A 25,023-nucleotide genomic window follows, 5' to 3' on the forward strand; every position below is an offset into this window, starting at 1 on the left:
TTTTTGGCCTTCGACGTCCGTTTTGCGTGTGATGTCGGTCTCGATTGCCGTTCCGGTGGAGCCAATCGGCCCGCCCGGCTCGTCCAGGGCAGTAAACCGGAATCGGGACAAAGGTCCCTAACCACCGATGTCCCCGTCCGTGCAGGCTGACCCGCTCCGCCCGCAGGAAAGGCCGCGCCTTGTCCGAGAACGCCCAGAGCGGCCGTCGCACGCCGTCGACAGGCCTCCGACCGGTCAAACGCTTCCAGCGCGCCGCCCCCGCGACCGGCGGCAGGAAGCCCCGCCGTCCGAAGCGCACCGGCTGGCGCCGGCTGATCCCCACCTGGCGGATGAGCCTGCTCGGCCTCGCCGTGGCCCTGCTGCTCGGCGTCGGCCTGTTCGCGCTCGGGGTCACGCTGGTGAAGGTCCCCGACGCGCACGCCGCCGCGACCGCGCAGAGCAACACCTGGCTCTACGCCGACGGCTCCGTGATCACCCGCACCGGCCAGACCAACCGGCAGAACGTCAGCCTGGACAAGGTCTCCCCCGCCGCCCAGCACGCCGCACTGGCCGCCGAGGACCGCAACTTCTACCACGAGGGCGCCGTCAACGTGCAGGGCCTGCTCCGGGCCGCGGTCAACACCGCCAAGGGCGCGGGCACCCAGGGCGGCTCCACGATCACCCAGCAGTACGTGAAGAACACGTACCTGAACCAGAAGCAGTCGGTCACCCGCAAGGTGAAGGAACTCTTCATAGCCATCAAGGTGGACGCCACCGAGAGCAAGGACGACGTCCTCTCCGGCTACCTGAACACCTCCTACTACGGCCGCGGCGCCTACGGCATCCAGGCCGCCGCCCACGCGTACTTCGGCGTCGACGCCTCCGCGCTCGACCCCGCCCAGGGCGCCTACCTGGCCACCCTGCTGAACGCCCCGAGCGCCTACGACGTGGCCACCGCGACCCCGGCCGGCAAGCAGAACGCCGTCAACCGCTGGAACTACGTGCTGGACGGCATGGTCAAGGAGGGCTGGCTCTCCGCCGAGGAGCGGTCCGCCATCACGTTCCCGGACGTCAAGGACCCGCAGCCCAACCCGGGCCTGTCCGGCCAGACCGGCTACCTGGTGAACGAGGCCACCCAGTACCTCACCTCGAACCAGGTCATCAGCGAGACCGAGCTGGCCAAGGGCGGCTACACGATCAAGCTGAGCATCGACCCGGCCCGCCAGCAGGCCCTCCAGGACTCCGTCCAGGCGCAGCTGCGCGACACCCTGAACCCGGACAAGCGGAAGAAGGACGCGGCCGCCCAGGCCGGCGCCGTCTCCGTGGACCCGAAGACCGGCGCGGTCGTCGCCCTCTACGGCGGCGTCGACTACGTCAAGCACTACGTCGACAACGCGACCCGGCGGGACTACCAGGCCGGCTCGACCTTCAAGGCGATCGCCCTGGCGGCCGCGTTCGAGAACAACGCCAAGACCCAGGACGGCCGGACCGTCACCCCGCGCACCGTCTACGACGGCACCAGCGGCCGCAAGGTCCGCGGCGGCAAGGGCACCCCGTACGCGCCGCCGAACGAGGGCGACAGGAGCTACGGCCAGATCTCCCTCCAGCAGGCCACCGACTGGTCCGTCAACTCGGCGTTCGCCCAGCTGGCCCAGGACACCGGGCTCCAGAAGGTCAAGGACACCGGCATCGCGCTGGGCCTGCCCGGCAGCACCCCGGGCCTCGACCCGGTGCCGTCCATCCCGCTCGGCGCGGCCACCCCGAGCGTGCTCGACATGGCCGGCGTGTACGCGGCGCTGGACAACGGCGGCAAGCAGATCACCCCGTGGCTGGTGCAGTCCGTGGACCGCGAGGGCGAGGCCGTCCCGCTGCCCGCGCACAAGACCACCCAGGCGATCAGCACGGACACCGCGAACCAGGTCACCTCGATGCTCCAGGGCGTGGTGAGCGACCCGGGCGGCACCGGCTGGCGAGCGAAGGCACTGGGTCGCCCGGTGGCCGGCAAGACCGGCACCACCGACGACCAGAAGTCGGTCTGGTTCGTCGGTTACACCCCCGAGCTGGTCACCTCGGTGGCCCTGTTCGGCCAGGACCCGGGCAGCGGCGCCCAGGTCAGCCTGAGCGGCGTCGGCGGGATCGACGGCGCGGCGGGCGGCCAGTTCCCGGCGCAGATCTGGACCAGCTACATGAAGGCGGCACTCAAGGGCGTGCCGGTCAGCGACTTCCAGACCCCGGCCGACGGCGGCGACTCCGCCGGCGCCACCGATCTGCCGACGGCCCCGTCCTCGCCGAGCGCCACCCCGTCGACCGGGACCGGCTCGAACGGCGGCTCGACCGCCCCCGCGGCGCCGACCACCCCGCCGAGCGACGGCGCCGGGGCCGGGACCGGGGGCGGATCGGGCTCGGGTCCGACCACGCCGGCCGGCGGCTCGAACTCCGGCGGCGGCGGCGTGACCAGCCCGCCGACCGCGCCCCCGGCCACCCAACAACCGACCGCCCCACCGACGACGCGGCCCACCGGGCGGCCCACCGGCCGGCCGACACCCTCCACCGGCCCGACCACGGCGCCGACCACGCAGCCGACCACCCAGCCCACGGGCGGGCCGGACACGCTCACCGGGGCGGGGGCGAACGCCGGGTAGCGGCGGGGGGGGCGCCCGGGCGGCGAGGGGGCGCGGACGGCGGGAGGGTCGTGCGCGGGCTGGGTGAGTGCGCCGCTGCGCACAGTTCCGTGCAGGACCAAATGACGGAATGGCACCTTACTGAACGCCCGGTATGACTGTCACAATGCGTCGGTGCACAGATCAACGGCCTCGCCCACCCTCCCCACGGGCAGAACCCTCGGCCTCAGCCTCGCGCTGATCTCCGCGTTCGCCTTCGGCGGCTCCGGCACCGCCGCGAAACCGCTGATCGAGGCCGGCCTCTCACCGCTGCACGTGGTGTGGCTCCGGGTCACCGGCGCCGCCGTGGTCCTGCTCCCCATCGCCTACCGCCACCGTGACGCCGTCCTGCGCCGCCCCGGCCTGCTGATCGGGTTCGGCCTGCTCGCCGTGGCCGGCGTCCAGGCCTGCTACTTCGCGGCGATCTCCCGCATCCCGGTCGGCGTCGCCCTGCTCATCGAGTACCTCGGACCGCCGCTGCTCATCGGCTACGTCAAGTTCGTCCAGCGCAAGCCGATCAGCCGGGGCGCCGCGATCGGCGCCGGCGTCGCGGTCGCCGGGCTGGCCTGCGTGGTGGAGGTCTGGAACGGCCTGAGCTTCGACGCGCTGGGCGTGCTCTTCGCCCTCGGCGCGGCCTGCTGCCAGGTCGGCTACTTCGTGCTCGCCGACGCCGGCCGCCGGGGCGAGCGCCCGGTCGACCCGCTGGCGGTCAGCGCGTTCGGGCTGCTGATCGGCGCCGTCCTGCTCACCGTCTCCACCCGGCCCTGGCAGGCCGACTGGAGCACGCTCGGCGGGTCCGTGGTGATGAACGGGCACACCCTGCCCGCGCTGCTCCCGGCCGCCTGGATGATCCTCATCGCGACCGTGCTCGCCTACCTGACCGGCGTGATCGCCGTCGGGCACCTCTCGCCCCCGGTCGCCGGGGTGGTGGCCAACCTGGAGGCGGTCGTCGCCACCGTGCTGGCCTGGGTCCTGCTCGGCGAGCACCTCGGTCTGCCGCAGATCGCGGGCGGCCTGCTCGTGCTGACCGGCGCCTTCGCGGCGCAGACCGGCAAGCCGGCGGCCGCGGAGGCCGCAGACGCCAAGGGTGCTCGGGATTCCCGGGACGCCCGAGACGCTCCGGACTCCCGGGATGCTCCGGACACTCCGGAGCGGGTCGCCGCCGAGCGGCAGGTCAGCGGCCGACCCAGCCGAACCAGTCGAGGTGATTGAGCGGCCACACCACGGCCGACACCGGCCCGACCACGTTGTCCACCGGCACGGCCCCGCCCCCCGGACCGCGCTGGTGGTAGCGGGAGTCCGCCGAGTCGCTGCGGTGGTCGCCCTCGACCCAGACGTGGCCCGAGGGCACCGTCACCGGCCCGAAGTCCAGGCCCGCGCAGGAGTCGTCGCCGGGGTGCAGATACGGCTCGTCGACCTTCTTCCCGTCGACGGTCAGCGTGGTGCCCGTGCACTGCACGGTCTGGCCGCCGGTCGCGATGACCCGCTTGACCAGGTAGTTGTCGTCCTTCGGCGGCACCAGGCCGACGAAGCTCAGCACCGAGCCGACCGCGTTGGTGAACGGGTTCGAGTCGACGGGCTGCGGCGGGAGCCAGCCACCCGGATCCTTGAACACCACCGGCTGCCCGGGCTCCGGCTTCCAGCCGGTCAGCGGCGCCAGCTTGTTCACGCCCACCCGGTCGCCGATCCGCAGCGTGTTCTCCATCGAGCCGGACGGGATGGTGAACACCTGGAACAGGCAGGTCTTGATCAGCAGCGCGACCACCAGGCCCACCGCCGCCATCGCCGGGATCTCGATCCACCAGGGCCGAGGCCGACGCCCGGTCCGCCGGGCCTTGCGGCCACGCGAACCGCGCGCACGGCGGCGGGCCTCGGCGCGGCCTCCGGGCGCGTCAGGGGCCTCGGAAGCACCGGGGCCGCGTCCGGCGGCGGGGGCCGGACCGGACCCGGCATCGCTCGGCGTTTCGGGCAGGTTCACCGCCATCGTCGCTGCTCCACCTCTCCGGCTGGGGGAACCTGCACGCTACGCCAACCCCGGAGCCTCACGAAATCCGGCGTTTAGCCGCCCCCGACATGTCCGGGCCGGGCGGCGCCGGGGCCGTCCTCGACGGCTCACCACCGACCCCCTCAGGGGTGCGCTCTCAAGCGCGGGCGATGGCCTCGTGGTGCCGGATGACCTCGGCGATGATGAAAGTCAGGAACTTCTCGGCGAAGACCGGGTCCAGCTTGGCCCCGGCGGCCAGCTCCCGCAGCCGCTTGATCTGGTCGCGCTCACGCGCCGGATCGGCCGGCGGCAGCTTGTGCTCGGCCTTGAGCCGGCCGACCCGCTGGGTCGCCTTGAAGCGCTCGGCCAGCATGTGGACCACCGCGGCATCGATGTTGTCGATGCTCTCGCGCAGGCTGGTCAGCTCCGCCCGCACGGCGGCGTCGACCCCGTCGGTCAGGCCGGCGTCGGGGGTCGTGGGGTGGTCCGTCATCGGGGCGGCTCCCGGTGTCTGAAGTGGGCACCCGGCCGTACGGCGGCCGGGCTCGGGCCCGGGCAAATCTAACAGGGCCCCCGTGGTGGAGCCGCACCTTTTGGCGGATCCGTCCACAATCCGGACATTGCCCGCACCGCCCGGCACCCGGCGCCGATCCGGGCCCGCGCCACCCCGGGCCGAACGGGGGCCGCCCCGTAGGCTGGTGCGCGCATGACCGGAAGTGACGACTCAGCAGTCCCTCAGTAACGGAGGTACCGATCGTGGCAACCACCCGCACCGCCCGCACCGCTTGGGAAGGCAATCTGCTCGACGGCAAGGGGCAGGTGACCTTCGCCTCGTCCGGGATCGGCGAGTACCCCGTCTCCTGGCCGGCCCGGGCCGAACAGCCCAACGGCAAGACCAGCCCGGAGGAGCTGATCGCCGCCGCTCACTCCGCGTGCTTCTCGATGGCCCTCTCGCACGGCCTGACCGGCGCCGGCACCCCGCCCGTCAAGCTGGACACCCAGGCCGACGTCACCTTCCAGCCCGGCACCGGCATCACCGGCATCCACCTGACCGTCACCGGCGAGGTGCCCGGACTGGACGAGGCCGACTTCGCCAAGGCCGCCGAGGACGCCAAGGCCAACTGCCCGGTCAGCAAGGCGCTCACCGGCACCACCATCACCCTCACCGCCAAGCTGGCCTGACGCCCCGACGGATCCCGGCGGATCCCGGCGCGCTCCGGCCGCTCCGGGCGCGCGGTCGGCGCCCGGGGGCGCGATCTCGGCGCACGCGCCCCTGGCGCACATCATGTGATGTGCACCGGGGGCGTCTGCGCGTACCGCCGCACATGATCACAAAGCGGGCGAATCACCCTGGCGGCGGTCACCGCGCGTTGCCGCCGCGGCCTATGATCGGCCGCAGCGCCCTGTTCTTCACGCGGGTCTCCGCGCGACAGCGCCCCACGGCGGGCGCCCCGCACCGGACCGACTCCGAGGACCGCGACAGAGTGCGGAGCCGGCCGCCGGAGTCCCGATCGGCCGGCCGGACCAGCATCCAGCGTCAGCAGCGGACGGGAGCATGCCGTGCCGGGCCAGAACGAGGGGGCCGACGCACACCACCCGGGCGTGCGGCACGAGGAAACACCGCACCACCGTCACCTCACAACACCCCTCCTGGGCCCGGACATCAGCACCGTCGGTCCGGTCGGTCCGGTTGGCGTCGTCGGTGCTGTCGCGACCGGCGGCCGGGCCGTCGGCACGGCGAGTGCGGCGGGTACGGCGGGTGCGACGAGAACCGTGCTGGACGACCCCGGGATGCTGCTCTGCCCCACCTGCTCGGCGCCGCTGACCGACGGCCCCCACCGGAGCGCCGTCGACGGCCCAGGCCAGGAGAACGGCGGCAACGACCGGTTGCTGGCCGCGCTGCGGGCCAGCGAATCCCGCTTCCGGGCCGCCTTCTGCAACGCGGTCATCGGGATGGCCCTGATCGACCCCGAGGACCGGATCATCGAGGTCAATCCCGCCTTCGCCGCCCTGATCGGACGCAGCGTCGGCGAACTGGTCCGCACCCACCTGCACGAGATCATCGATCCGGAGGGCATGCCGCACCGGCTCTTCCCCGAACTCGTCCACGGCGGGCGGGAGCGGTTCCGCGTGGAGAAGCAGCTCAAGCACCGCGAGGGCCGCACCGTCTGGAGCAAGGTCACCGTCTCGCTGATCCGGGACGGCGCCGGCCAGCCGCTCTACACCCTCGCACTGGTGGAGGACATCACCGAGCAGCGCCGGCTCGGTGACCGTCTGGAGTACCAGGCCCTGCACGACCCGCTGACCCGACTGCCCAACCGGACGTCCTTCTTCGAGCGGCTCGACGCCGCCTGCGTCACGGCCACCGGGGCCACCGGGACCGCTGAGCCCGCCGAGGCTCCCGACACCGCCGGCACCGCCGGCACCAGCGACACCGTCCTCGCGCCGGCGGACGGGCGCCGGGTCGGCGTCTGCTACCTGGACCTCGACGGCTTCGCGGCGATCAACGAGACGCTCGGGCACCACATCGGCGACCAGTTGCTGATCGCCGTCGCCGCCCGGCTGCGCGGCGGGTTCTCCGGGCACGACGCCCACCTGGTGGCCCGGATGGGCGGTGACGAGTTCGCCGTCCTGGTCACCGACAGCCGGGGCAGCGACCAACTGACCGACCTGGCCGCCCGGATCCTCCAGGAACTGGAACACCCCTTCGACGTCGCCGGACACCGGCTGGTCATCACGGCCAGCGTCGGCGTCGTCGAACGGTCCGTGCACGAGACCACCCCGACCGACCTGGTCAAGGACGCCGACGCCACGCTCTACTGGTCCAAGGCCGACGGCCGCGCCCGCTGGACCCTCTACGACCCGGACCGCGGCGCCCACCAGCTGACCCGCCAGCTCCTCGCCACCGCACTGCGGCCCGCCCTGGAGCGCGGCGAGTTCACCATCGAGTACCAGCCGCTGGTCGGCCTGGCCGACGGAGCCGTCCACGGCGCGGAGGCCCTCGTCCGCTGGCGCCACCCCCGCTACGGGACGCTCTCGCCTGACCGCTTCATCCCGCTCGCCGAGGAGACCGGCGCGATCGTGCCCCTCGGCACCTGGGTGCTGGAGGAGTCCTGCCGCCAGGCCCGGCAGTGGCTCACCGAGTTCCCCGAGACCGAGACCTTCGTGAGCGTCAATCTGGCCGCCCGCCAGATCTGGGACTCCGACGTGGTCGCCGACGTCGCCCGCGCCCTCGAACGCACCGGGTTGCCGGCCCGGCTGCTTCAGCTGGAGATCACCGAGAGCGCCCTGCTCGGCCCCGGCGGACGGCCGTTGCAGGCGCTCCAGGCGCTCGCGGACATGGGCGTGCGGATCGCGATCGACGACTTCGGCACCGGCTACTCCAACCTGGCCTACCTCTCCCGGCTGCCGGTGCACGTCCTGAAACTCGACGGCACCTTCATCGAGGGGTTCCGCGACCCGGCCCCGGCGACGAACCCTTCGGAACTCCCCGAGCTCGGCTCCCGCCGCAGCGACGCCGACGAGCAGATCGTGGGCGCGATGGTGCAGCTGGCCCACACCCTCGGCCTGACCGTCACCGCCGAGGGGATCGAGAGCGCCGCGCAGGCCGAACGGCTGCGGCTGACCGGCTGCGACACCGCCCAGGGCTGGTACTTCGCCCGGCCGGGCGAGGCCGAGCTCGTCGCCGCCATACTCCGCAAGGACCGCCCCGGCCCGGACACCAGCCGGTAGCCAGGGCCGGCCCCACTGCGGACCCGGCGGCCGGGCCTCTCCGCTCAGGCCTTCCGTGCCCAGGCCTTCCGTGCTCAGGCCTCGACCGTCAGGCTTCCGCCGTCAGGCCGTACGCCTCGGCGATCTGGCCGTAGGAGCGGAGCCGGGCCTCGTGGCCGTGGATGTGCGAGGTGACCATCAGCTCGTCCACGCCCGTCCGCTTGCGCAGGGCCTCCAGCCCGTCCGCGACCTCGCCCGGGGCGCCGAGCACCACGTTGTCGAGCCAGCTGTCGATGAACTCCGCCTCGGCCGGGCTGTACGGGTAGGCCTCGGCCTCCTCCGGGGTGGGGATCGGGCCGGGGTTGCCGCGCCGCAGCCGGAGCATGCCGAGGGCCGCGGAGCGGGCGAGGCGACGGGCCGCACCCTCGTCCTCGGCGGCGACCGCGCTCACACCGATCAGCGCGTACGGCTCGGCGAGCACCGCGGAGGGCCGGAAGGACTCCCGGTAGAGGTCGAGCGCCGGGATGGTGTTGACGCTGCTGAAGTGGTGGGCGAAGGCGAACGGCAGGCCGAGGCGGCCGGCCAGCTGGGCGCTGAAGCCGGAGGACCCGAGCAGCCAGACCGGCGGGCGCCCGTCGCCCTGGGGGACGGCGGTCAGCTGGGCGTAGGGGTGGCCGGAGGGGAAGTCGCCGTCGAGGAAGTGGGTCAGCTCGGCGAGTTGCTGCGGGAAGTCGTCGGCGCCCTCGGCGCGGCCGCGGCGCAGCGCCCGGGCGGTGGCCGGGTCGGTGCCGGGGGCGCGACCGAGCCCCAGGTCGATCCGGCCCGGGTGCAGGGCCTCCAGCAGGCCGAACTGCTCGGCGATGGCCAGCGGGGCGTGGTTGGGGAGCATCACCCCGCCCGAGCCCAGCCGCAGGGTCGTGGTGTTGGCGCCGAGGTGGGCGAGCAGGACGGCCGGGGTGGAGCTGGCCACTCCCGGCATGCCGTGGTGCTCGGCCACCCAGAAGCGGTGGTAGCCCCACTGCTCGGCGTTGCGGGCCAGCGCGGTGGTCGCGGCCAGGGCCTCGGCGGGCGTGTAGCCGACGCCCACGGTGGCCAGGTCGAGGATGGAGAGCGGGGCGGGCGCCGTTCCGCGGGCGGTGCCCCGGATCGCCGCGCCGGTCCGCGGTTCGGTCGGGTGCTCCTGCTGGTCCTCGGTGGTCATGCCGTCCGCCCTTCTGGCTTTCTTGAGCCGGCCCTGGTGGGCGACCGCGGGTCTCGGGTGGCCCGGCGGTCGCTGCTGCCGACCGGGGTCAACCACCGCGCCGGGCCGACTGTTCCCGCATCCGGCACGTTCCGACCTGCACACCGACCACCGCGCCGACCTCACGCCCGCTCCACCGCGGCCCGTGCAGCGGCCCGCTCCGACCCGTACGCCGGCCCCGCTTCGGCCTCGCTTCGATCCCGCCCAGCGCCGGCGGGCACGGCCCGGTACGGTGCCGCCGACCGACCATTCGGATGACGGAGAGCCAGCGGGCGGACACTCCTGGCGACTTCATGCCGGCGCCGGAAGTCACCGGGTGGAGGGCTCGCGCCTTTGCGCAGGTCGGGGCCGGGGTCTGTGACCCGCGGCATACCGGGGTGCTTCATGGCATGAAAAGTCGAGGCGCTAGCGTTGACCTCAGCGGCCACCTGCTCCCCCGGGCGGCGTGGAGGGAGTACAGGCCTTGAACTTCGTGGCGGCGATCGGATCCTCGTGGATCTGCGCCCTGGCGCTCTTCGCCGTGCTCGGAGACGCCCTCCTGCCCTTCATCCCCAGCGGGACACTGGTCATCCTGGCGGTGCTCAAGACGGCGCGGATCGACGGCGCCCCGGTGCTGCTCGGCCTGGGCGTGGCAGTGGCCTCCTTCCTCGGCGACCTCCTCCTCCTGCACCTCGCCCGGCGCGGTGCCCCGCTGCTCCAGCGCCGGCTCGCCCGGCGCCCGGAACTGGCGGCCAGCGTGACCAGGGTCCAACAGGCCCTGGTCGAACGCCCTCACGGGGCGGCCGCGGCCATGGTGGTGGTCGCCCGGTTCGTCCCGGCCGGGCGGACCGTCCTGGACGTGGCCATCGGCCACTCCCCCGCCCACCCGCACCGCTTCCTGCACTGGTCGGCACTGGCGGCGCTGGTCTGGGCCGCCTACATCGTGACGCTGGGCTGGCTGAACAGCCACTGGTTCGACACCGCCTGGCTGAGCCTCGCGGTGTCCTGCACCGCTGCCACCATCGTCAGCACCGCGATCGCGCGAATAGTGCGCCGCAACCGACGACGGCTCGCCGCGCTCTGACCGCTGCGCCTCGGCCTGCACCCCCGGCCCCGGGCGTCCCGGTCGCCCCTCGCCTCGCCCCTCGCCGCGCCCCCGCCATGGGCGAGATCTGCCCGGACGGGCGACGAGCCGTACCGAGCGCTGACGAACTCTGACCCGCCCCGCCGGACCGGCGGTACCGTACTCCCCTGGCGGCGCGAGGAGCGAAGCGTCACAGGACGGCAACAGACGACGAATCCTTGCAGCCCAGCCCGGCCCTGCTGACGTGTTGACTCTCGTAGAGGGTCGACGGCCTTGGTGGCCGCTGCGGCCACATGGCATGCTAACGGCGGAAAATTCATCAATTGCCCGATTTGACCGGTGCGGCCCCGGGCCGCCCTCACCACCGGAATCGGCACCCAGGGGAGACCATGACCAGCATCTCGCGCAGGACGGTGCTCAGTGCGACCGCTGCGACCGCGGCCCTCGGCGCGGTCGCGGCCTGTTCCAGCAGCGGATCCGGTTCGAGCCAGAACTCCTCCTCCCCCACGACCGGCGGCAGCCCCGGCACCACCCCGGCGGGCACGACCGACCCGACCAAGACGGGGGTGCCCAAGGGCACTCCGATCGGCGACGGCTCCAACGCCGACACCGGCCCGCAGCCGAACCAGCCGAAGCCCGAGAAGCTCAAGCCCGGTGAGCGGCCGCCGCAGTTCGTGGTGTTCTCCTGGGACGGCGCGGGTGGCACCGACGACGGCCAGTTCCCCCGCTTCCTCAAGCTGGCGGAGCAGTACAAGGCCACGATGACCTTCTTCCTCTCCGGGATCTACGCCCTGCCCAAGGGCAAGGCCGACCTGTACCACCCGCCGAAGCACTCGGTCGGCGCCTCCGACATCCCGTACCTGTCGGACGGTGCGGTCAAGAGCACGCTCAAGCTCGTCAGCCAGGCATGGCTGGCCGGGCACGAGATCGGCACCCACTTCAACGGGCACTTCTGCTCCAGCCGCCCGGACAAGAACGGGGTCAACATGTGGACCCCGGAGGACTGGCAGAGCGAGATCGACCAGGCGATCGGCTTCGTGACCCAGTGGCGGACCAACACGGGCTTCACCGACGTCGACCCGCTCCCCTTCGATTACAAGAAGGAGCTCATCGGCGGCCGCACCCCCTGTCTGGAGGGTCAGAAGGCGCTCCTGCCGACGGCCGCGAAGCTGGGCTGGAAGTACGACGCCAGCTCCTCCGGCGGCCTGCAGATATGGCCGCAGAAGGTGCAGGACGGCAAGGTCTGGGACTTCCCGCTGCAGTCCATCCCGTTCCCCGGGCACACCTTCCAGGTGCTGTCGATGGACTACAACATCCTGGCCAACCAGTCCGCGGGCAGCACCAAGGGCGACCCGTCCAAGTACAACGACTGGCGCACCCAGGCCAAGGACTCCTACCTGGCCGGCTTCGACCGCGCCTACAACAGCAACCGTGCGCCGTTCTTCATCGGCAACCACTTCGAGCAGTGGAACGGCGGCATCTACATGGACGCCGTCGAGGAGACCCTCAAGACCATCGCGGGCAAGCCGGACGTCCGGCTGGTCTCCTTCCGGCAGCTGGTCGAGTGGCTGGAGGTGCAGGACCAGTCCACCCTGCGCAAGCTGCGCACGCTCAACGTCGGCCAGGCGCCGAGCGGCGGCTGGGAGACCTTCCTCGGCGCCGCGGGCTGAGACGGGGCAGACCGGGACAGGGCGGGCCGGGACAGGGCAGACCGGGACAGGCGCGGCCGGCGGGGTGGACGGACCCCGCCGGCCGCCGTCGTCGGAGCCGGGCCCGCTACCCCGCGGCGGTGACGTCCGCGAGCAGGCCGCGGACGATGCGCTCGGCCCCCGGCTCTCCCCAGAGGATCGAGTAGTGGTTGGTGTCCGGCACCAGTGAGGCCGGCACCCGGGCCTGGTCCAGCCCGGCCAGCCCGATCCGCTGGTGGTCGTAGAGGCCCTGGGGCTCGTCGAGCAGGCCGCGCTCGGCCCAGAGCAGTTCGGCCGTGCAGGGCAGCCGGTGCACTGCGGTGGCCGCGTCCCGGTCCAGCAGGACCTGGGCGCCGTCGGTCTGTACGGCCTCCAGCACGCAGGAGGAGCGCAGTTCGGGCTCGACGCCGACCAGGTCGCGCTGGGTGTAGGCGTCGATCTCCGCCGACCAGGCCGTCCCGAAGGCCGGGTGCTGCTGCCAGAACTCCCGGTAGGCGTCCCGGTCCGGGAAGGTCATCGACAGCCGGGCCAGCGCGGGGCCGAGCACCGCGGCCAGCGCGTCCTCCTCACGGATGCCCTCCGGCAGCGGGAAGGTCAGCGCGCCGTCCACCAGCAGCACCCGGCGGACGAGTTCCGGGTGCCGGACGGCGGCCAGGGCGGTGACCCAGGCTCCCATCGAGTGGCCGACCACGGTGGTCGGGCCCGTGCCGAGGGCCGTGATCAGTGCGGCCACGTCGTCGGCGTGCCGGGCCAGCCCGTACGGCCCGGCGACCGCGCGGCTCCCGCCGCGCCCCCGCAGGTCGGGCGCGAGCAGGGTGACCCGCCCGGCGAGTTGACGGGCGACCTCGTACCAGGCGAGGCCGTTGGCGGTGATGCCGTGCACCGCCACGATCGTCGGGGCGCCCGGCTCGGCGGCGGGCCAGCGCAGGACCGCCAGCTCCCCTCCGGGCACGGCGACGGTCAACTCCTCGGGCTTCAGGGGCGACTGGCTCACGCGGGGGTACCTCCGGTGGGACGGGCGGTCCGGGCAGCGGCCGGAGTGCGGACCGCACGGGCGGATCGGGCGGCGCGGATGCGGGCAGGCAGTCTAGCCAGGCCGCCGGGCAGCAGGTAGACCACCGCGACGAACAGGGTGCCCAGCAGGAACAGGGGTTGGGAGAGTGGCACCCGCAGGACCGCGGGCAGGTCCGCGATCGTCGTCGAGTTGGCGAGGTCGCCGAGCCGGTGGCTGGCCCAGGTGTAGAGGACACCGCCGAGCAGCGGACCCCAGCGGGTCCCCGAGCCGCCGAGCACCACCATCACCAGCAGGGCGAGCGTGGCGTCGGAGCCGGCGGCCTGCGGGGTGGCGCCGCCGGTCAGCAGCAGGTAGACCACCCCGCCCAGCCCCGCGAGGCCGCCGGCAAGCACGAAGGCGACCAACTTGTAGCCGTAGGGGCGCAGTCCGAGCACCTCCACCCGGCGCTCGTTCTCCTTGATCCCCTCCCAGACCCGACCGGCCGGCGAGTTGACGGCCCAGTGGACCACGGCGACCGTCAGCACCAGGTAGCCGACGGCGATCCAGTAGAGGTTGGCGGTGTTCTCGATCCCGAGCAGGCCGGAGGGCAGCAGGTCGGCCGGGGCGGAGCGGCCCTCCTCACCGCCGGTGACGCCACCGGGGTTGCGCTGGACGAGGATCGAGCCGGCCTGGGCGAAGGCGAGGGTGACCATGGAGAAGCCGATGCCGGTGACGCGGAGGCTGACCGAGCCGAGCAGCAGGGCCAGCGCGACGGTGCAGGCGACACCGAAGACCGCCGCGGCGGCGAACGGCAGTCGCAGTTCCAGCATCCCGAGGTCGGTGGCGTAGAGGCCGGTCGCGAAGTAGAGCGCGTGGCCGAAGGAGAGCAGTCCGGTACGGCCGAGCAGGAGGTCGTAGCCGGAGGCGAGGGCCCCGTAGAGCAGGCACAGGGCGAGCAGTTGCAGGCTGCCGGGGCTGCCGAGCGGGCCGTCGAGCAGTCCCGGGACGGGAAGCGCACTATATGGGGCGACAAGGAGCGTGATCAGCAGGGCGATCGGCCACCAGCGTAGCGCTCTGTGCACCGGCGTCCAGCGATTAGTGACTGAATCACCTGTTCGAGGGATGGCGCCGAGGTCGGTCGTGTGTTCACAATGGGTCTCGGCAAGGCTGGTGTCAGTCCCCCTTGCCACAGTGACGGTGTTGGCGGAGCTGGTGTCAGTCCCCTCTGCCAGCATGGCGGTCATGGCAGGGCTGGTGTCAGTCCCCTCTGTCATGGTGGCGGCGCTGCGGTCGGCCGCGGGGCCACCGGTGCTCGTGATCGGAGTTTCGGCGCTCACGCGAGCCTCCCGGTGAGTCCACGGGGTCGGACGAGAAGGAGCACGGCGAGCAGGACGACGACCGAGAGGTCGCCGAGCCCGGCGCCGGTGTAGTAGTTGGCGAACTGCTGGACGAGACCAACGCCCACGGAGGCGACGGCGGCCCCGGTGACGGAGCCCATGCCGCCCATCACCACGACGACGAAGGCGAAGATGAGCAGCCCGGTCCCCTGGCCGGGATTGACCGAACCGAAGTAGAGGCCACCGAGGGCACCGCCGAGCGCGGCGGCCGCCCCGCCGATGGCGAAGACGAGGGTGAACGCCTTCCGGACGTCGATGCCGAGCGCCGTGACCATGGCCCGGTCCTCGACGCCGGCCCGGACGATCAGCCCGTAGCGGGTACGGGCGAGGAACAACCGAAGAGCGAGCAGCAGCAGCGCGGCCGCGGCCACGAGCACGAAGCGGTTGACCGGGACGGTCGCACCGAGCACGTGCCAGGTGCCGGAGAGCACGGCCGGCTGGGGGAAGGGGCGGGCGTCCGCGCCCCAGACCCCCATCAGGAGGGCGGGCACGGCGAGCCCGACCCCGACGGTGGCGAGGATCTGATCGCGCGGCCGGCTGTAGAGCGGGCGGATCAGGAAGAGCTCCAGCAGGACGGCGGCGGCCGTTCCGACCAGGGTGCCGAACGGCACCGCGAGCCAGAAGGAGAGGCCGGCCTCGGTACCGGCCCACCAGGTGGCGTAGGCGCCGATGGAGAGCAGGGCGCCGTGCGCGAAGTTGAGCACGTCCATCAGACCGAAGATCAACGACAGACCGGAGGCGACCAGGAAGTACAGCGCACCAAGACCTAGTCCGGTACAGGAGAGGAGGACGACGGTGTCCATCAGGGCTTCACCTCCACGGTGACGACAGGGGCGGCCGGAGAAGCGGCGGGCCGGGGTCCGCCGGCGAGCGGGTGACGGGAGCCGACGCCGAGCAGGCGGCGGGCGGCCTCCTCGTCGGCCAACAGCTCGGCGGTGTCGCCCCGGTGGGCGGTACGACCGTCGGCCAGGACGGCGCAGGTGCCGGCCAGCCGTCGGACGAGGGCGAGGTTCTGCTCAACCAGGAGAACGGGCACGGCCTCGGCCGCTCGCGCCAGCACCTCGGCCACCTCAGCCACGATCTTCGGCGCCAGACCCTTGGTCGGCTCGTCGGCGATGATCAACCGGTTGCGGTTGAGCAGCGTCCGGCCTATCGCCACCATCTGCTGCTGGCCGCCGGAGAGCGTCCCGGCCAACTGGCCGGCCCGCTGCTTGAGTTCGGGGAAGAGCTCGTGGACGAGCGGATAGTTCGGCTCGTCCGCCTCGCCCCCGCCCCGGACGGCGCGCTCGGCGAGGCGGAGGTTCTCGGCGACCGTCAGGCCGGCGAAGATCCCCCGGTCCTCGGGGGCGTAGCCGATGCCGTGACGGACCACCAGATGTGTCGGAAGGGAGGCGAGTTCGACACCGGAGAAGCGGACGCTTCCGGTGCGCGGCACCAGGCCCATCACGGCCTTGACGGTGGTGGTCTTGCCGGCGCCGTTGCGGCCGAGGAGCGCGGTGACCCCGGCGGGGGCCACGTCGAGGTCGACACCGTGCAGGATGTGCAGCCCGCCGATGACCACCCGCAGATCGCGAACGGACAGGAGAGGGGCGGCAGGAGACGTAGGCACGGCCGCGGAGGCAGAGGCAGCGGTGGAGGTGGAAACGGGCGAGGGAAGCGGAGAGGAGGTCACAGCGCCTCGCCCAGGTAGGCCTGTTGCACGGTCGGGTCGGCCATCACGGCCTCGGGGGTGTCCAGCGCGAGCAGCGTGCCGTGGTGCATCACCGCGAGGCGGTCGGCCAGACCGAGCAGGACGTCCATGTGGTGCTCGACCATCAGGACGGTCCGGCCCAGGTCGCGGTGCACGGACCGGATCAGCTCGGTGAGGGCCGGCACCTCCTCGGCGCTGACCCCGGCCATCGGCTCGTCCAGCAGGATCAGCCGCGGATCGGAGACGAGGAGGACGGCCAGTTCCAGTTTGCGCTTCTCGCCGTGCGAGAGCGCGCCCGCCAAGGTGTCCGCACGGTGGGTGAGTTCGGTGCGGTGGAGGGTCTCGGCCAGCTGCTCCTGGTACCGGTCGGCACGGCGCCAGAGCCGGTACGAGGCGCGCGGTCCGGCCGCCGCCTGGGCGGCCAGTCGGACGTGGTCGGCGACGGTCATCCCCGGCCAGAGGGAGGAGGTCTGGAAGGTGCGGCCGAGGCCGCGGCGCGCCCGGGCGTGCACGGCCTCGGCGGTGACGTCCACGCCGTCGAGGTGGAGGCTGCCGTGGGTCGCCGGATAGATGCCGGAGATCAGGTTGAAGAGGGAGGTCTTGCCGGCGCCGTTGGGGCCGATGAAGGCGATGAACTCGCCTTCGCCGACCGAGAAGGAGACGTCCTCGACGATCGGCACCCCGCGGACGGACCAACCGAGTCCGTCCAGCCGCAGCACCGGGGCGGGCGAGGCCGTGGCCGTGGCCGGGGAACCGGCCGGGGAGGGAGTGGGGGCGGTGGGAGCGGGCATCGGGATCAGCCCGCCATCGGGGTGACCGGGGGCGCCACCTCGTCCGCGGTCAGGGCCTTCTCCACCGAGGGCTTGGCGGCGGCCCCGGTGCCGGTCAGCCGGGCCTGGAACATCGGCTGGAGGAGGGCGTGGTCCTCGGCGCGCACCGTGGTGCGCCCCTTCACCCCGTCGAAGCTCCAGCCCTCCAGCGCCTTGACCAGGGCCGACGTGTCGTCGGTGGAGCCGTGGTTGGCCTCGACGGCGTGCACGATCAGCTGGGCGGCGGTGAAGCCGTCGGGCGTGAAGATGTCGGTCTTCCCGCCGGCGGCGGTGACGGCCTCGTCCATGGCCTTCTCCACCGGGGTGCCGGCGGCGCCGCTGAAGTAGTGGTTCAGAAAGGAGATCTTCTCGGCCGCCGGGCCGAACAGCGGGTAGGAGGCGGCCAGGTCCAGGCCGGTGACGACCTTGGTGTCGGCGAACACGTCCTGCTGGTTGAGCGCTGTCCACAGGGCCGAGGAGCTGTCGCCGGCCCAGGCGACGAACAGCAGGTCGGGCTTGGCGGTCTTGGCCTGGGTGGCGAACGGGGTGAGGTCGGTGGCGCTCGGCGGGGCGAGCACCTGGTCGACCGTCGCGCCCTGGGCGCCGAGCACGGCCTTGACGGCAGCCACGTTGGCCTGTCCGAAGGCGTTGTCCTGAGCGAGCACGGTGACCTTCTTGCCCTTGGCGTCACCGATGAACGAGGCCGCGGTGCGGATGTCCTGGAAGGACTGGCGGCCGGAACGGAAGGTGTACTTGTTCAAACCGGTGACCTTGTCGGCGGCGGCCGGGCCGCTGACGAAGAGCACCTTGTTCTGGGCGGCGATCGGGCCCACCTGGAGGGCGACGCCCGAGGCGGTGGAGCCGGCCAGGACCTTGTAGCCCTTGCCGATCAGGTCCTTGGCGGCGGACACCGCCTTGGCCGGGTCGCCCGCGTCGTCCTGCTCCTCGAATTCGACCTTGTGTCCGTCGACCGCGCCGGTGCCCTTGGTCGCGTAGCTCAGCCCCGCCTTGAAGCCCTCCAGGTACTGCTTGCCGTAGGCGGCCAGCGGTCCGGTCTTGGAGTACACCAGGCCGACCTTGACCGGGCTCTTCGCACCACCACCGTCCGCCGAGGCCGTCCCGGCGGTGCCGGCCTTGGCGCAGCCCGCGGCGAGCAGGACGCACGCCGCGACGGCGGCGAGCTTCCGGGCCGGGCCGCCGGTCAGGGTCTCGCCCGGGCGGGCGCCGGAGGCGGGCCGAGTGGGGGCTGTCGAGCTGCGCATGATGACCGACTCCTGAGGGTGCGGCGGGGTGGATGCCGGAACCGTAGGTGTGCGGTGGGACTGGCGACATGTGCCCGGGCGACGCATCGGCCCATCGTGATGTGGCTCCGGCCGACATACCACCCGGGCAGCGCCGCTCCCCGGACGTCCGGGTGTGGCCGGCCGACACGGGCTGGTACCCGCCCATGGCGGGAGCCGCCATGGCTGCGGCGGCCCGCGTCCGGTGACGGTGGAGGGGCTCGGCAGCCGTCCGGCGGCGGCCGCCGAGCCATCCCACCGGGCCCGGCCCGGGCGTGCCCTCTCCCGTATCCCACTCCTCACGAGGTGATCCCTTGGACAAGGTCCTGGACTCCCCCGCCGACGCGGTCGGGGACATCCCCGACGGCGCGGTGCTGGCCGTCGGCGGCTTCGGCCTCTGCGGCATCCCGAGCACCCTGATCGGTGCCCTGGCGGACACCGGCACCACCGGCCTCCAGGTGGTCTCGAACAACTGCGGGGTGGACGACTGGGGGCTCGGCCTGCTGCTGCGGGCGGGCCGGATCGCCCGGATGACCTCCTCGTACGTGGGCGAGAACAAGGAGTTCGCCCGGCAGTACCTCTCCGGCGAGTTGGAGGTGGAGCTCACCCCGCAGGGCACGCTGGCCGAGCGGCTGCGCGCCGGAGGCGCCGGCGTCCCCGCGTTCTACACCCCGGCCGGGGTCGGCACCCAGGTCGAGGAGGGCGGGCTGCCCTGGCGCTACGCGGCGGACGGCTCGGTGGCACTGGCCTCACCGGCGAAGGAGGTCCGGGAGTTCGGCGGCCGCCGGTACCTGCTGGAGGAGGCCATCACGGCGGACTTCGCGCTGGTCCGGGCCGAGGTGGCGGACCGGCACGGGAACTGCGTGTTCCACGCCGCCGCCCGCAACTTCAACCCGCTCTGCGCGACCGCGGGCCGGATCACCCTGGTCGAGGCGGACCGGATCGTCGAGCCGGGCGAACTCGCCCCGGACGCCGTGCACCTGCCCGGCGTGTACGTGGACCGGGTGGTGGCCGCCGATCCCGCGGACCGCCGTATCGAGCGCCGGACCGTCCGCCCAGCACTCCAGGAGGCCTGAACCGATGTCCACCCCGACCAGCACCCGGTCCCCCGCGCCCACCCCGCAGACCGCCCACCGACCGCAGGCCGTCCGCCACCCGCAGCCCGGCCTCGACCCGCGCAACGCCCTGGCCTCCCGAGCCGCCCGCGAACTGCGCGACGGCCAGTACGTGAACCTGGGCATCGGCCTGCCCACCCTGATCCCCAGTCACCTCCCGCCGGGCGTCGAGGTGGTGCTGCACTCGGAGAACGGCATCCTGGGCGTGGGCCCGTACCCGGTCGAGGGCGCGGAGCACGCCGATCTGATCAACGCCGGGAAGGAAACGGTGACGATCGCCCCCGGCGCCTCGTACTTCGACTCCGCCTTCTCCTTCGGCATGATCCGGGCCGGCCGGATCGACGTCTCGGTGCTCGGCGCCATGCAGGTCTCGGCTGCCGGCGACCTCGCCAACTGGATGATCCCCGGCAAGATGGTCAAGGGCATGGGCGGCGCGATGGACCTCGTGCACGGGGCCCGTCGACTGATCGTGGTCATGGAGCACACCGCCCGGGACGGCTCCCCGAAGATCGTCGAGGAACTCTCACTTCCCGCCACCGGCCGAGGAGTTGTCAACCGGATCGTGACCGATCTGGCCGTGATCGACGTGACGCCGGACGGGCTGCGGGTGGTGGAGACGGCCCCGGGCACGGGGTTCGCGGACGTCCAGGCCGCGACGGGCGCCGCCCTCCTTCCACCGCTCTGACCAGACCGGGTCGACCGGACCGGCCAGCACCAACCGGACCGGACACACCGACCCCGCCCCGCAGCAGCGGCCGGACCTCCCGTCGGGGAGGTCCGGCCGTTCGCTTTGCCTCCGTGCCGCCGCTGCCGTCGCCCCGTCCGCCGAATTCGCTGCATTAGCACCACTGCGGTGCGGATTGGCCGGGAACCGTAGGATCTTCATGCTTGCGCGGTGATCATTTCCCAGACCGGTTGCGATCACGGTTGCCCTCCGGGAGAGTTGGGGGCGCTGTGGATCCCGCGTGCCCGGAGGGGAAGCCGGGAGCGCGCCGGGATCCGCATTCGAAGTCCCCGCAGGCGCGCAATGAATTCCGCTCGCAAACGCCCACCGGCGCAAGCAGACGCATGACGCGAATGACGGCCCGAAAACCGCTTGGAAACAACGGCGGTCCACCGGGCGGTGTTTCACGGGGACGGCTTTCGAGGCAAGAGGCAAGGCGAAGCAAAGCTCCGGGGGGAGCGAACCAGCCCCGCCGAACGCGGCCGGCCAGGCGCGCCACGGGACGGCGGATCGCATACCCCCGGTCTGAACACGTACCAACGGGCCCGCCGCCCCGGCCGGGCCCCGGCCGGGGGGAGCAGACGATGACCACGCCGTTCGCGCGACAGAAGGACGCCGTGACGGCCCGCGGGCGAGGCGCCGGGCGGCGGCTCGACGACGACCTGGCCGCCGTTCCCGTACCCGAAGCCCCGTACGACTACGGTCACTTCAGCCGGCTGGCCGGCCCGGCGCACGACCCGGACGAGGAGGACGACCTCGGTGGCGGCGTCTACCGGCCCGAGCCCGCCCGGCACGGAGCCCCGCCGACACCGTGGCACGCGCACCAGGCCGTACAAGAGGCCGCGCAAGAGGCCGCGCAAGAGCCCCCCACCGCCCCCTACCGCGTCCAGTACCGCAGCCTGCTGCGCCGCGAGCCGCACCGGATCCGCGCCGCCCTGCTGATGGTGGCGGCCCCGCTGGTGGAGGTGGTGCTGCTGGTGTGGCTGCTGCTGCCGGAGCACTGGCCGGAGCGCCCCGGCGAGACGCACACCCTGGTGCTGCTGGGAGACCAGGTGATGATCGGGATCATCGCCGTGGTCGAGGTGTTCCGGCTGGTCAACGTCGTGTCCAACACCCACGCCACGCTCGTCGCCCGCGATCCGATACCGGTGACGCCGGAGTCCGGTACCCGGGTCGCGTTCGTCACCGCCTGCGTGCCGGGCAAGGAGCCGGCGGAGATGGTGCGGGCCACGCTGGTCGCGGCCCGCGCCGTCCGGCACGACGGCCCGTACGACGTCTGGCTGTTGGACGAGGGAAACGATCCTGCGATGCAGGCGCTCTGCACCGAGCTGGGCGTCCGCCACTTCAGCCGCTTCGGCCGCCCGTACTGGAACCAGCCCAAGGGCCGGTTCCGCACCGGCACCAAGCACGGCAACTACAACGCCTGGCTGCAGGCGCACGGCGACGACTACGACTTCTGGGTCTCGGTGGACACCGACCACGTCCCGCTGCCGGACTTCTGCGAGCGGATGCTCGGCTACTTCCGCGACCCCGACGTGGCATTCGTGGTCGGACCCCAGGTGTACGGGAACTACCGCAGCTCGGGATCGGCCGTCACCAAATTCTCCGAGAGCCAGCAGTACCTCTTCCACGCACTCATCCAGCGCGCCGGAAACCGTTACGGCGCGCCCATGTTCGTCGGCACCAACAACGCCGTCAGAATCCGTGCGCTCCAGTCGATCGGCGGGTTGTACGACTCCATCACGGAGGATATGGCGACCGGCCTGGAGTTCCACCGGAGCCGGAACGCCGAGACCGGTGAACGCTGGAAATCCGTGTACACCCCGGACGTGCTCGCGGTCGGCGAGGGCCCGTCCTCCTGGACCGACTTCTTCTCCCAGCAGCTGCGCTGGAGCCGCGGCACCTACGAGACCCTGCTCACCCAGTACTGGCGGGTGCTCTGGCGGCTGTCGCCCGGGCGGCTGCTCAACTACTCGCTGATGGTGGGCTTCTACCCGATGGCGGCGCTCACCTGGCTGCTCGGCGGTCTGTCCAGCGTGCTCTACCTGGTGTTCGGCGCCTCGGGGGTCCACGTGTCCTCCGAGATCTGGATGATGCTGTACAGCGACGCCGCCGCGCTCCAACTGCTGCTCTACACCTGGAACCGCAAGCACAACGTGAGCCCGCACGAGCCGGCCGGCTCCTCCGGGGTCGCGGGCATGCTGATGTCCGCGCTCTGCGGCCCGGTCTACGCGGCCTCGCTGGTGCAGGCGCTGCTGCGGCGGCGCAGCCGCTTCGTGGTGACGCCGAAGGGCCGTTCGGCCAGCACGGACCGGGTGAGCACCTTCCGCTTCCACCTGTTCTGGACGCTGGTGTTCGGCGGCGCGATAGCGGCCTCCTTCTTCACCGGCTACGACCACGTCGCGATGCGCACCTGGGCCTGGATCGCCCTGGTCCTGACCGTGCTGCCGATCCTGGTGCTGGCCGGCGACGCCGTCCGCCGCCGGCGCACCCGGCCCACGGCCACGCTCACCGTCACCGGCGGTCCGGCGGCGACCCCGAGGGTCGTCCTGGAGAAGCGCCGTCCCCGGCACGCCCGCGATCCCCGGCACGGCCGGGCCGCGCCGGCCGCGCCGCTGGGCGTCCCCGCGGCACCCGACCGGGCGGAGCGCACCACCACCACCCGCTGAAGCCGCCCGACCCGCCAGCACCCCCGACCCGCCAGCCACCCCGAACCTCACGAGCTCCCGAACCTCACGAGGGGACCAACCACCGTGAAGATCCACAAGACCGGCCGGACCAAGCGCTTCGCCCTCGGCAGCACCGTCGCGCTGACCGTCGCCGGGATGAACGCGCCCGCCGTCCTCGGCTTCGCCAGCCAGCAGTACCACCAGTACGTGATCAACCGCCCCGACTACAAGGCGGAGTACGGCCACTGGCAGACCCTCACGCTCCCCGCCGAGTTCCGGGTCAACGCCGTCCACGCCACGCTGCTGCGCACCGGCAAGGTCCTCATCGTGGCCGGCTCCGGCAACGACGAGAAGCGCTTCGACGCGGGCAGCTTCCGCAGCCTGCTCTGGGACCCGGCCGCGAACACCTACAAGCTGATACCCACCCCGGCCGACATGTTCTGCGGCGGCCACGCCTCGCTGCCGGACGGCCGCGTCCTGGTGGCCGGCGGCACCCAGCGGTACGAGAAGCTGGCGGGCGTGGTGAAGAGGGCGGCCGGCGTCATGCGGGTGCGCAACGAGAGCCCCGAGCGCGCCAGGACGTTCCCCAAGGGCACCGTCTTCGTCGGCCCGAACGGACGCGAGTACGCCTCCACCGTGCCGGTGACCGTCCCGGCCGCGGTGAAGACGGGCGCCGGCAAGCAGGCCGTCGTCACCGCCGGCGAGCAGCACGTGTTCGTCGAGGCGGTCGGCGAGGGCGCCGACTACGTCACCGACTCCCCCGCCCAGTACCGGATCAAGGGCCTGGCCGGGGTCGACGCCCACAACCTGTACGGGCAGAGCACGAAGCTGACCCTGGACAAGCAGGAGTACCAGGGCATCCGCTCCGCGTTCGAGTTCAACCCGGACACCGAGCTGTACGAGCAGGTCACCGACATGGCGTACGCCCGCTGGTACCCGACGCTCACCGGACTGGGGGACGGACGGGTGGTCACCGTCTCGGGCCTGGACGACACCGGGGAGATCCTCAACGGCAACGACAACGAGATCTACGACCCGAAGAACAAGACCTGGTCCAAGGGCCCGGACCGCTACTTCCCGACCTACCCGTCGATCTTCCTGACCGCCTCCGGCAAGCTCTTCTACTCGGGCTCCAACGGCGGCTACGGCCCGGCCGACAAGGGCCGCGACCCCGGGGTGTGGGACCTGTCGAACAACGGCTTCCAGCCCGTCCCCGGCCTGCGCGACCCCGCCCTCACCGAGACCTCGTCCTCGGTGCTGCTGCCGCCCGCGCAGGCCCAGAAGGTGATGGTGCTCGGCGGCGGGGGCGTCGGCGAGTCGCCGCTGTCCACCGCCCGCACCGACATCGTCGACCTCTCCGCCGCCAAGCCCGCCTTCACCCCGGGCCCGGACCTGCCGGCCGGCGGCACCCGCTACCTGAACAGCGTGATCCTCCCGGACGACACCGTGTTCACCACCGGCGGCTCCAGCGGCTACCGGGGCCGGGGCGCCAGCGACCTGCTCAAGGCGCAGGTGTACCACCCGGACACCAACAGCTTCAGCACCGCCGCCGAGCCCGCCGTCGGCCGCAACTACCACTCCGAGGCGCTGCTGCTGCCGGACGGCCGGGTGGCCGTGCTCGGTTCCAACCCGCTGTTCGCGGACAAGGCCGAGACCACGCCGGGCGGCTTCGAGCAGCGCATCGAGATCTACACCCCGCCGTACCTGTTCCACGGCGACCGCCCACAGGTGGCCGCCGCGCCGGAGGCCGCGAAGCTCGGCACCACCGTGCGGATCGGCACCGCCCGGCCGGACGCGGTCGCCACCGCCAAGCTGATCCGGCCGAGTTCGGTCACCCACGTGACCGACGTCGAACAGCGGTCGGTGGCCCTGGACATCAGCGGTCGCACGGCCGACGGGGTCTCGCTCACGCTCCCCGCCAACCCCAACCTGCTGCCGCCCGGCTGGTACATGCTGTTCCTGACCGACGCCGCCGGCACTCCGTCGGTCGCGCGCTGGATCCAGGTGACCGGCTGAGCGA

At 72.6% G+C, this 25,023-nt stretch carries 19 protein-coding genes; 10 read left to right on the forward strand and 9 right to left on the reverse strand.

Translation table 11 applies throughout. The features are described from left to right. Positions 1-179: 179 nt before the first annotated feature. Both AB0R04_RS11585 and AB0R04_RS11590 read left to right on the forward strand, forming a co-directional pair. Positions 180-2,621, forward strand: coding sequence for a transglycosylase domain-containing protein (locus AB0R04_RS11585; RefSeq protein WP_363370167.1), 2,442 nt, complete (start codon positions 180-182; stop codon positions 2,619-2,621). A gap of 153 nt (positions 2,622-2,774) precedes the next feature. After that, on the forward strand, positions 2,775-3,851 hold the full coding sequence (locus AB0R04_RS11590) for a DMT family transporter (RefSeq protein WP_363370169.1): 1,077 nt from the start codon (positions 2,775-2,777) through the stop codon (positions 3,849-3,851). Here AB0R04_RS11590 and lepB read toward each other — a convergent pair. Then, a complete protein-coding gene (gene lepB / locus AB0R04_RS11595; protein ID WP_363370171.1) occupies positions 3,814-4,623 on the reverse strand; it encodes a signal peptidase I in 810 nt (269 codons plus the stop codon). The two genes, AB0R04_RS11590 and lepB, sit on opposite strands and share 38 nt — an antisense overlap. A 157-nt stretch (positions 4,624-4,780) precedes the next feature. Continuing rightward, a complete protein-coding gene (locus tag AB0R04_RS11600) occupies positions 4,781-5,116 on the reverse strand; it encodes a chorismate mutase (RefSeq protein ID WP_063349265.1) in 336 nt (111 codons plus the stop codon). Positions 5,117-5,379: 263 nt separating this feature from the next. Between AB0R04_RS11600 and AB0R04_RS11605 the strand changes: the two genes are divergently transcribed. Then, positions 5,380-5,805 (forward strand): OsmC family protein, encoded by a 426-nt coding sequence (locus AB0R04_RS11605; protein WP_363370173.1) that lies wholly within the window; start codon positions 5,380-5,382, stop codon positions 5,803-5,805. 591 nt (positions 5,806-6,396) lie between these two features. Then, positions 6,397-8,355, forward strand: coding sequence for an EAL domain-containing protein (locus AB0R04_RS11610; RefSeq protein WP_363370175.1), 1,959 nt, complete (start codon positions 6,397-6,399; stop codon positions 8,353-8,355). A gap of 88 nt (positions 8,356-8,443) precedes the next feature. Here AB0R04_RS11610 and AB0R04_RS11615 read toward each other — a convergent pair whose 3' ends face one another. Then, complete coding sequence (locus tag AB0R04_RS11615; protein WP_363370177.1) at positions 8,444-9,535, reverse strand: LLM class flavin-dependent oxidoreductase; 1,092 nt, start codon at positions 9,533-9,535, stop codon at positions 8,444-8,446. 511 nt (positions 9,536-10,046) lie between these two features. Between AB0R04_RS11615 and AB0R04_RS11620 the strand changes: the two genes are divergently transcribed. Then, positions 10,047-10,637, forward strand: a complete 591-nt coding sequence (locus AB0R04_RS11620) for a VTT domain-containing protein (protein WP_244293667.1) — start codon at positions 10,047-10,049, stop codon at positions 10,635-10,637. Positions 10,638-11,026: 389 nt separating this feature from the next. Further along, positions 11,027-12,307, forward strand: coding sequence for a hypothetical protein (locus AB0R04_RS11625; RefSeq protein ID WP_063349262.1), 1,281 nt, complete (start codon positions 11,027-11,029; stop codon positions 12,305-12,307). 106 nt (positions 12,308-12,413) lie between these two features. On the opposite strand, the gene AB0R04_RS11630 is transcribed toward AB0R04_RS11625, so the two are convergent. From AB0R04_RS11630 to AB0R04_RS11655, 6 genes are all read right to left on the reverse strand, one after another. Further along, the gene (locus AB0R04_RS11630; RefSeq protein WP_363370179.1) at positions 12,414-13,319 is read right to left on the reverse strand and encodes an alpha/beta hydrolase; all 906 of its coding nucleotides are present in this window, start codon (positions 13,317-13,319) and stop codon (positions 12,414-12,416) included. Beyond that, a complete protein-coding gene (locus tag AB0R04_RS11635; protein ID WP_347878547.1) occupies positions 13,316-14,401 on the reverse strand; it encodes a branched-chain amino acid ABC transporter permease in 1,086 nt (361 codons plus the stop codon). The genes AB0R04_RS11630 and AB0R04_RS11635 overlap by 4 nt, the downstream gene beginning before the upstream one ends. Positions 14,402-14,652: 251 nt before the next feature. Further along, positions 14,653-15,519: a branched-chain amino acid ABC transporter permease gene (locus AB0R04_RS11640; RefSeq protein WP_063349260.1), complete on the reverse strand. Its 867-nt coding sequence runs from the start codon at positions 15,517-15,519 to the stop codon at positions 14,653-14,655. Continuing rightward, positions 15,519-16,325 carry an ABC transporter ATP-binding protein gene (locus AB0R04_RS11645; protein ID WP_363370182.1) on the reverse strand — a complete coding sequence of 269 codons (807 nt, stop codon included), beginning with the start codon at positions 16,323-16,325 and terminating at the stop codon, positions 15,519-15,521. The genes AB0R04_RS11640 and AB0R04_RS11645 overlap by 1 nt, the downstream gene beginning before the upstream one ends. Positions 16,326-16,384: 59 nt before the next feature. Beyond that, positions 16,385-17,197 (reverse strand): ABC transporter ATP-binding protein, encoded by an 813-nt coding sequence (locus AB0R04_RS11650; RefSeq protein WP_363370184.1) that lies wholly within the window; start codon positions 17,195-17,197, stop codon positions 16,385-16,387. 5 nt (positions 17,198-17,202) lie between these two features. Then, positions 17,203-18,477: a substrate-binding domain-containing protein gene (locus AB0R04_RS11655; RefSeq protein ID WP_063349258.1), complete on the reverse strand. Its 1,275-nt coding sequence runs from the start codon at positions 18,475-18,477 to the stop codon at positions 17,203-17,205. Between the two features lie 332 nt (positions 18,478-18,809). Between AB0R04_RS11655 and AB0R04_RS11660 the strand changes: the two genes are divergently transcribed. The 4 genes from AB0R04_RS11660 to AB0R04_RS11675 all read left to right on the forward strand — a co-directional run bounded on the left by AB0R04_RS11660 (position 18,810) and on the right by AB0R04_RS11675 (position 25,019). After that, entirely contained in the window at positions 18,810-19,571 is a 762-nt protein-coding gene (locus AB0R04_RS11660; protein ID WP_363370186.1) for a CoA transferase subunit A, read from the forward strand. Between the two features lie 4 nt (positions 19,572-19,575). Next, on the forward strand, positions 19,576-20,295 hold the full coding sequence (locus tag AB0R04_RS11665) for a 3-oxoacid CoA-transferase subunit B (RefSeq protein ID WP_363370188.1): 720 nt from the start codon (positions 19,576-19,578) through the stop codon (positions 20,293-20,295). A 623-nt stretch (positions 20,296-20,918) separates the two neighbouring features. Continuing rightward, positions 20,919-23,003: a cellulose synthase catalytic subunit gene (locus AB0R04_RS11670; RefSeq protein WP_363370190.1), complete on the forward strand. Its 2,085-nt coding sequence runs from the start codon at positions 20,919-20,921 to the stop codon at positions 23,001-23,003. Between the two features lie 156 nt (positions 23,004-23,159). Further along, positions 23,160-25,019: a galactose oxidase-like domain-containing protein gene (locus AB0R04_RS11675; protein ID WP_363370373.1), complete on the forward strand. Its 1,860-nt coding sequence runs from the start codon at positions 23,160-23,162 to the stop codon at positions 25,017-25,019. Positions 25,020-25,023 lie beyond the last annotated feature (4 nt).

It is taken from the genome of Kitasatospora sp. NPDC056731 (assembly GCF_040687675.1).
GTDB lineage: Bacteria > Actinomycetota > Actinomycetes > Streptomycetales > Streptomycetaceae > Kitasatospora.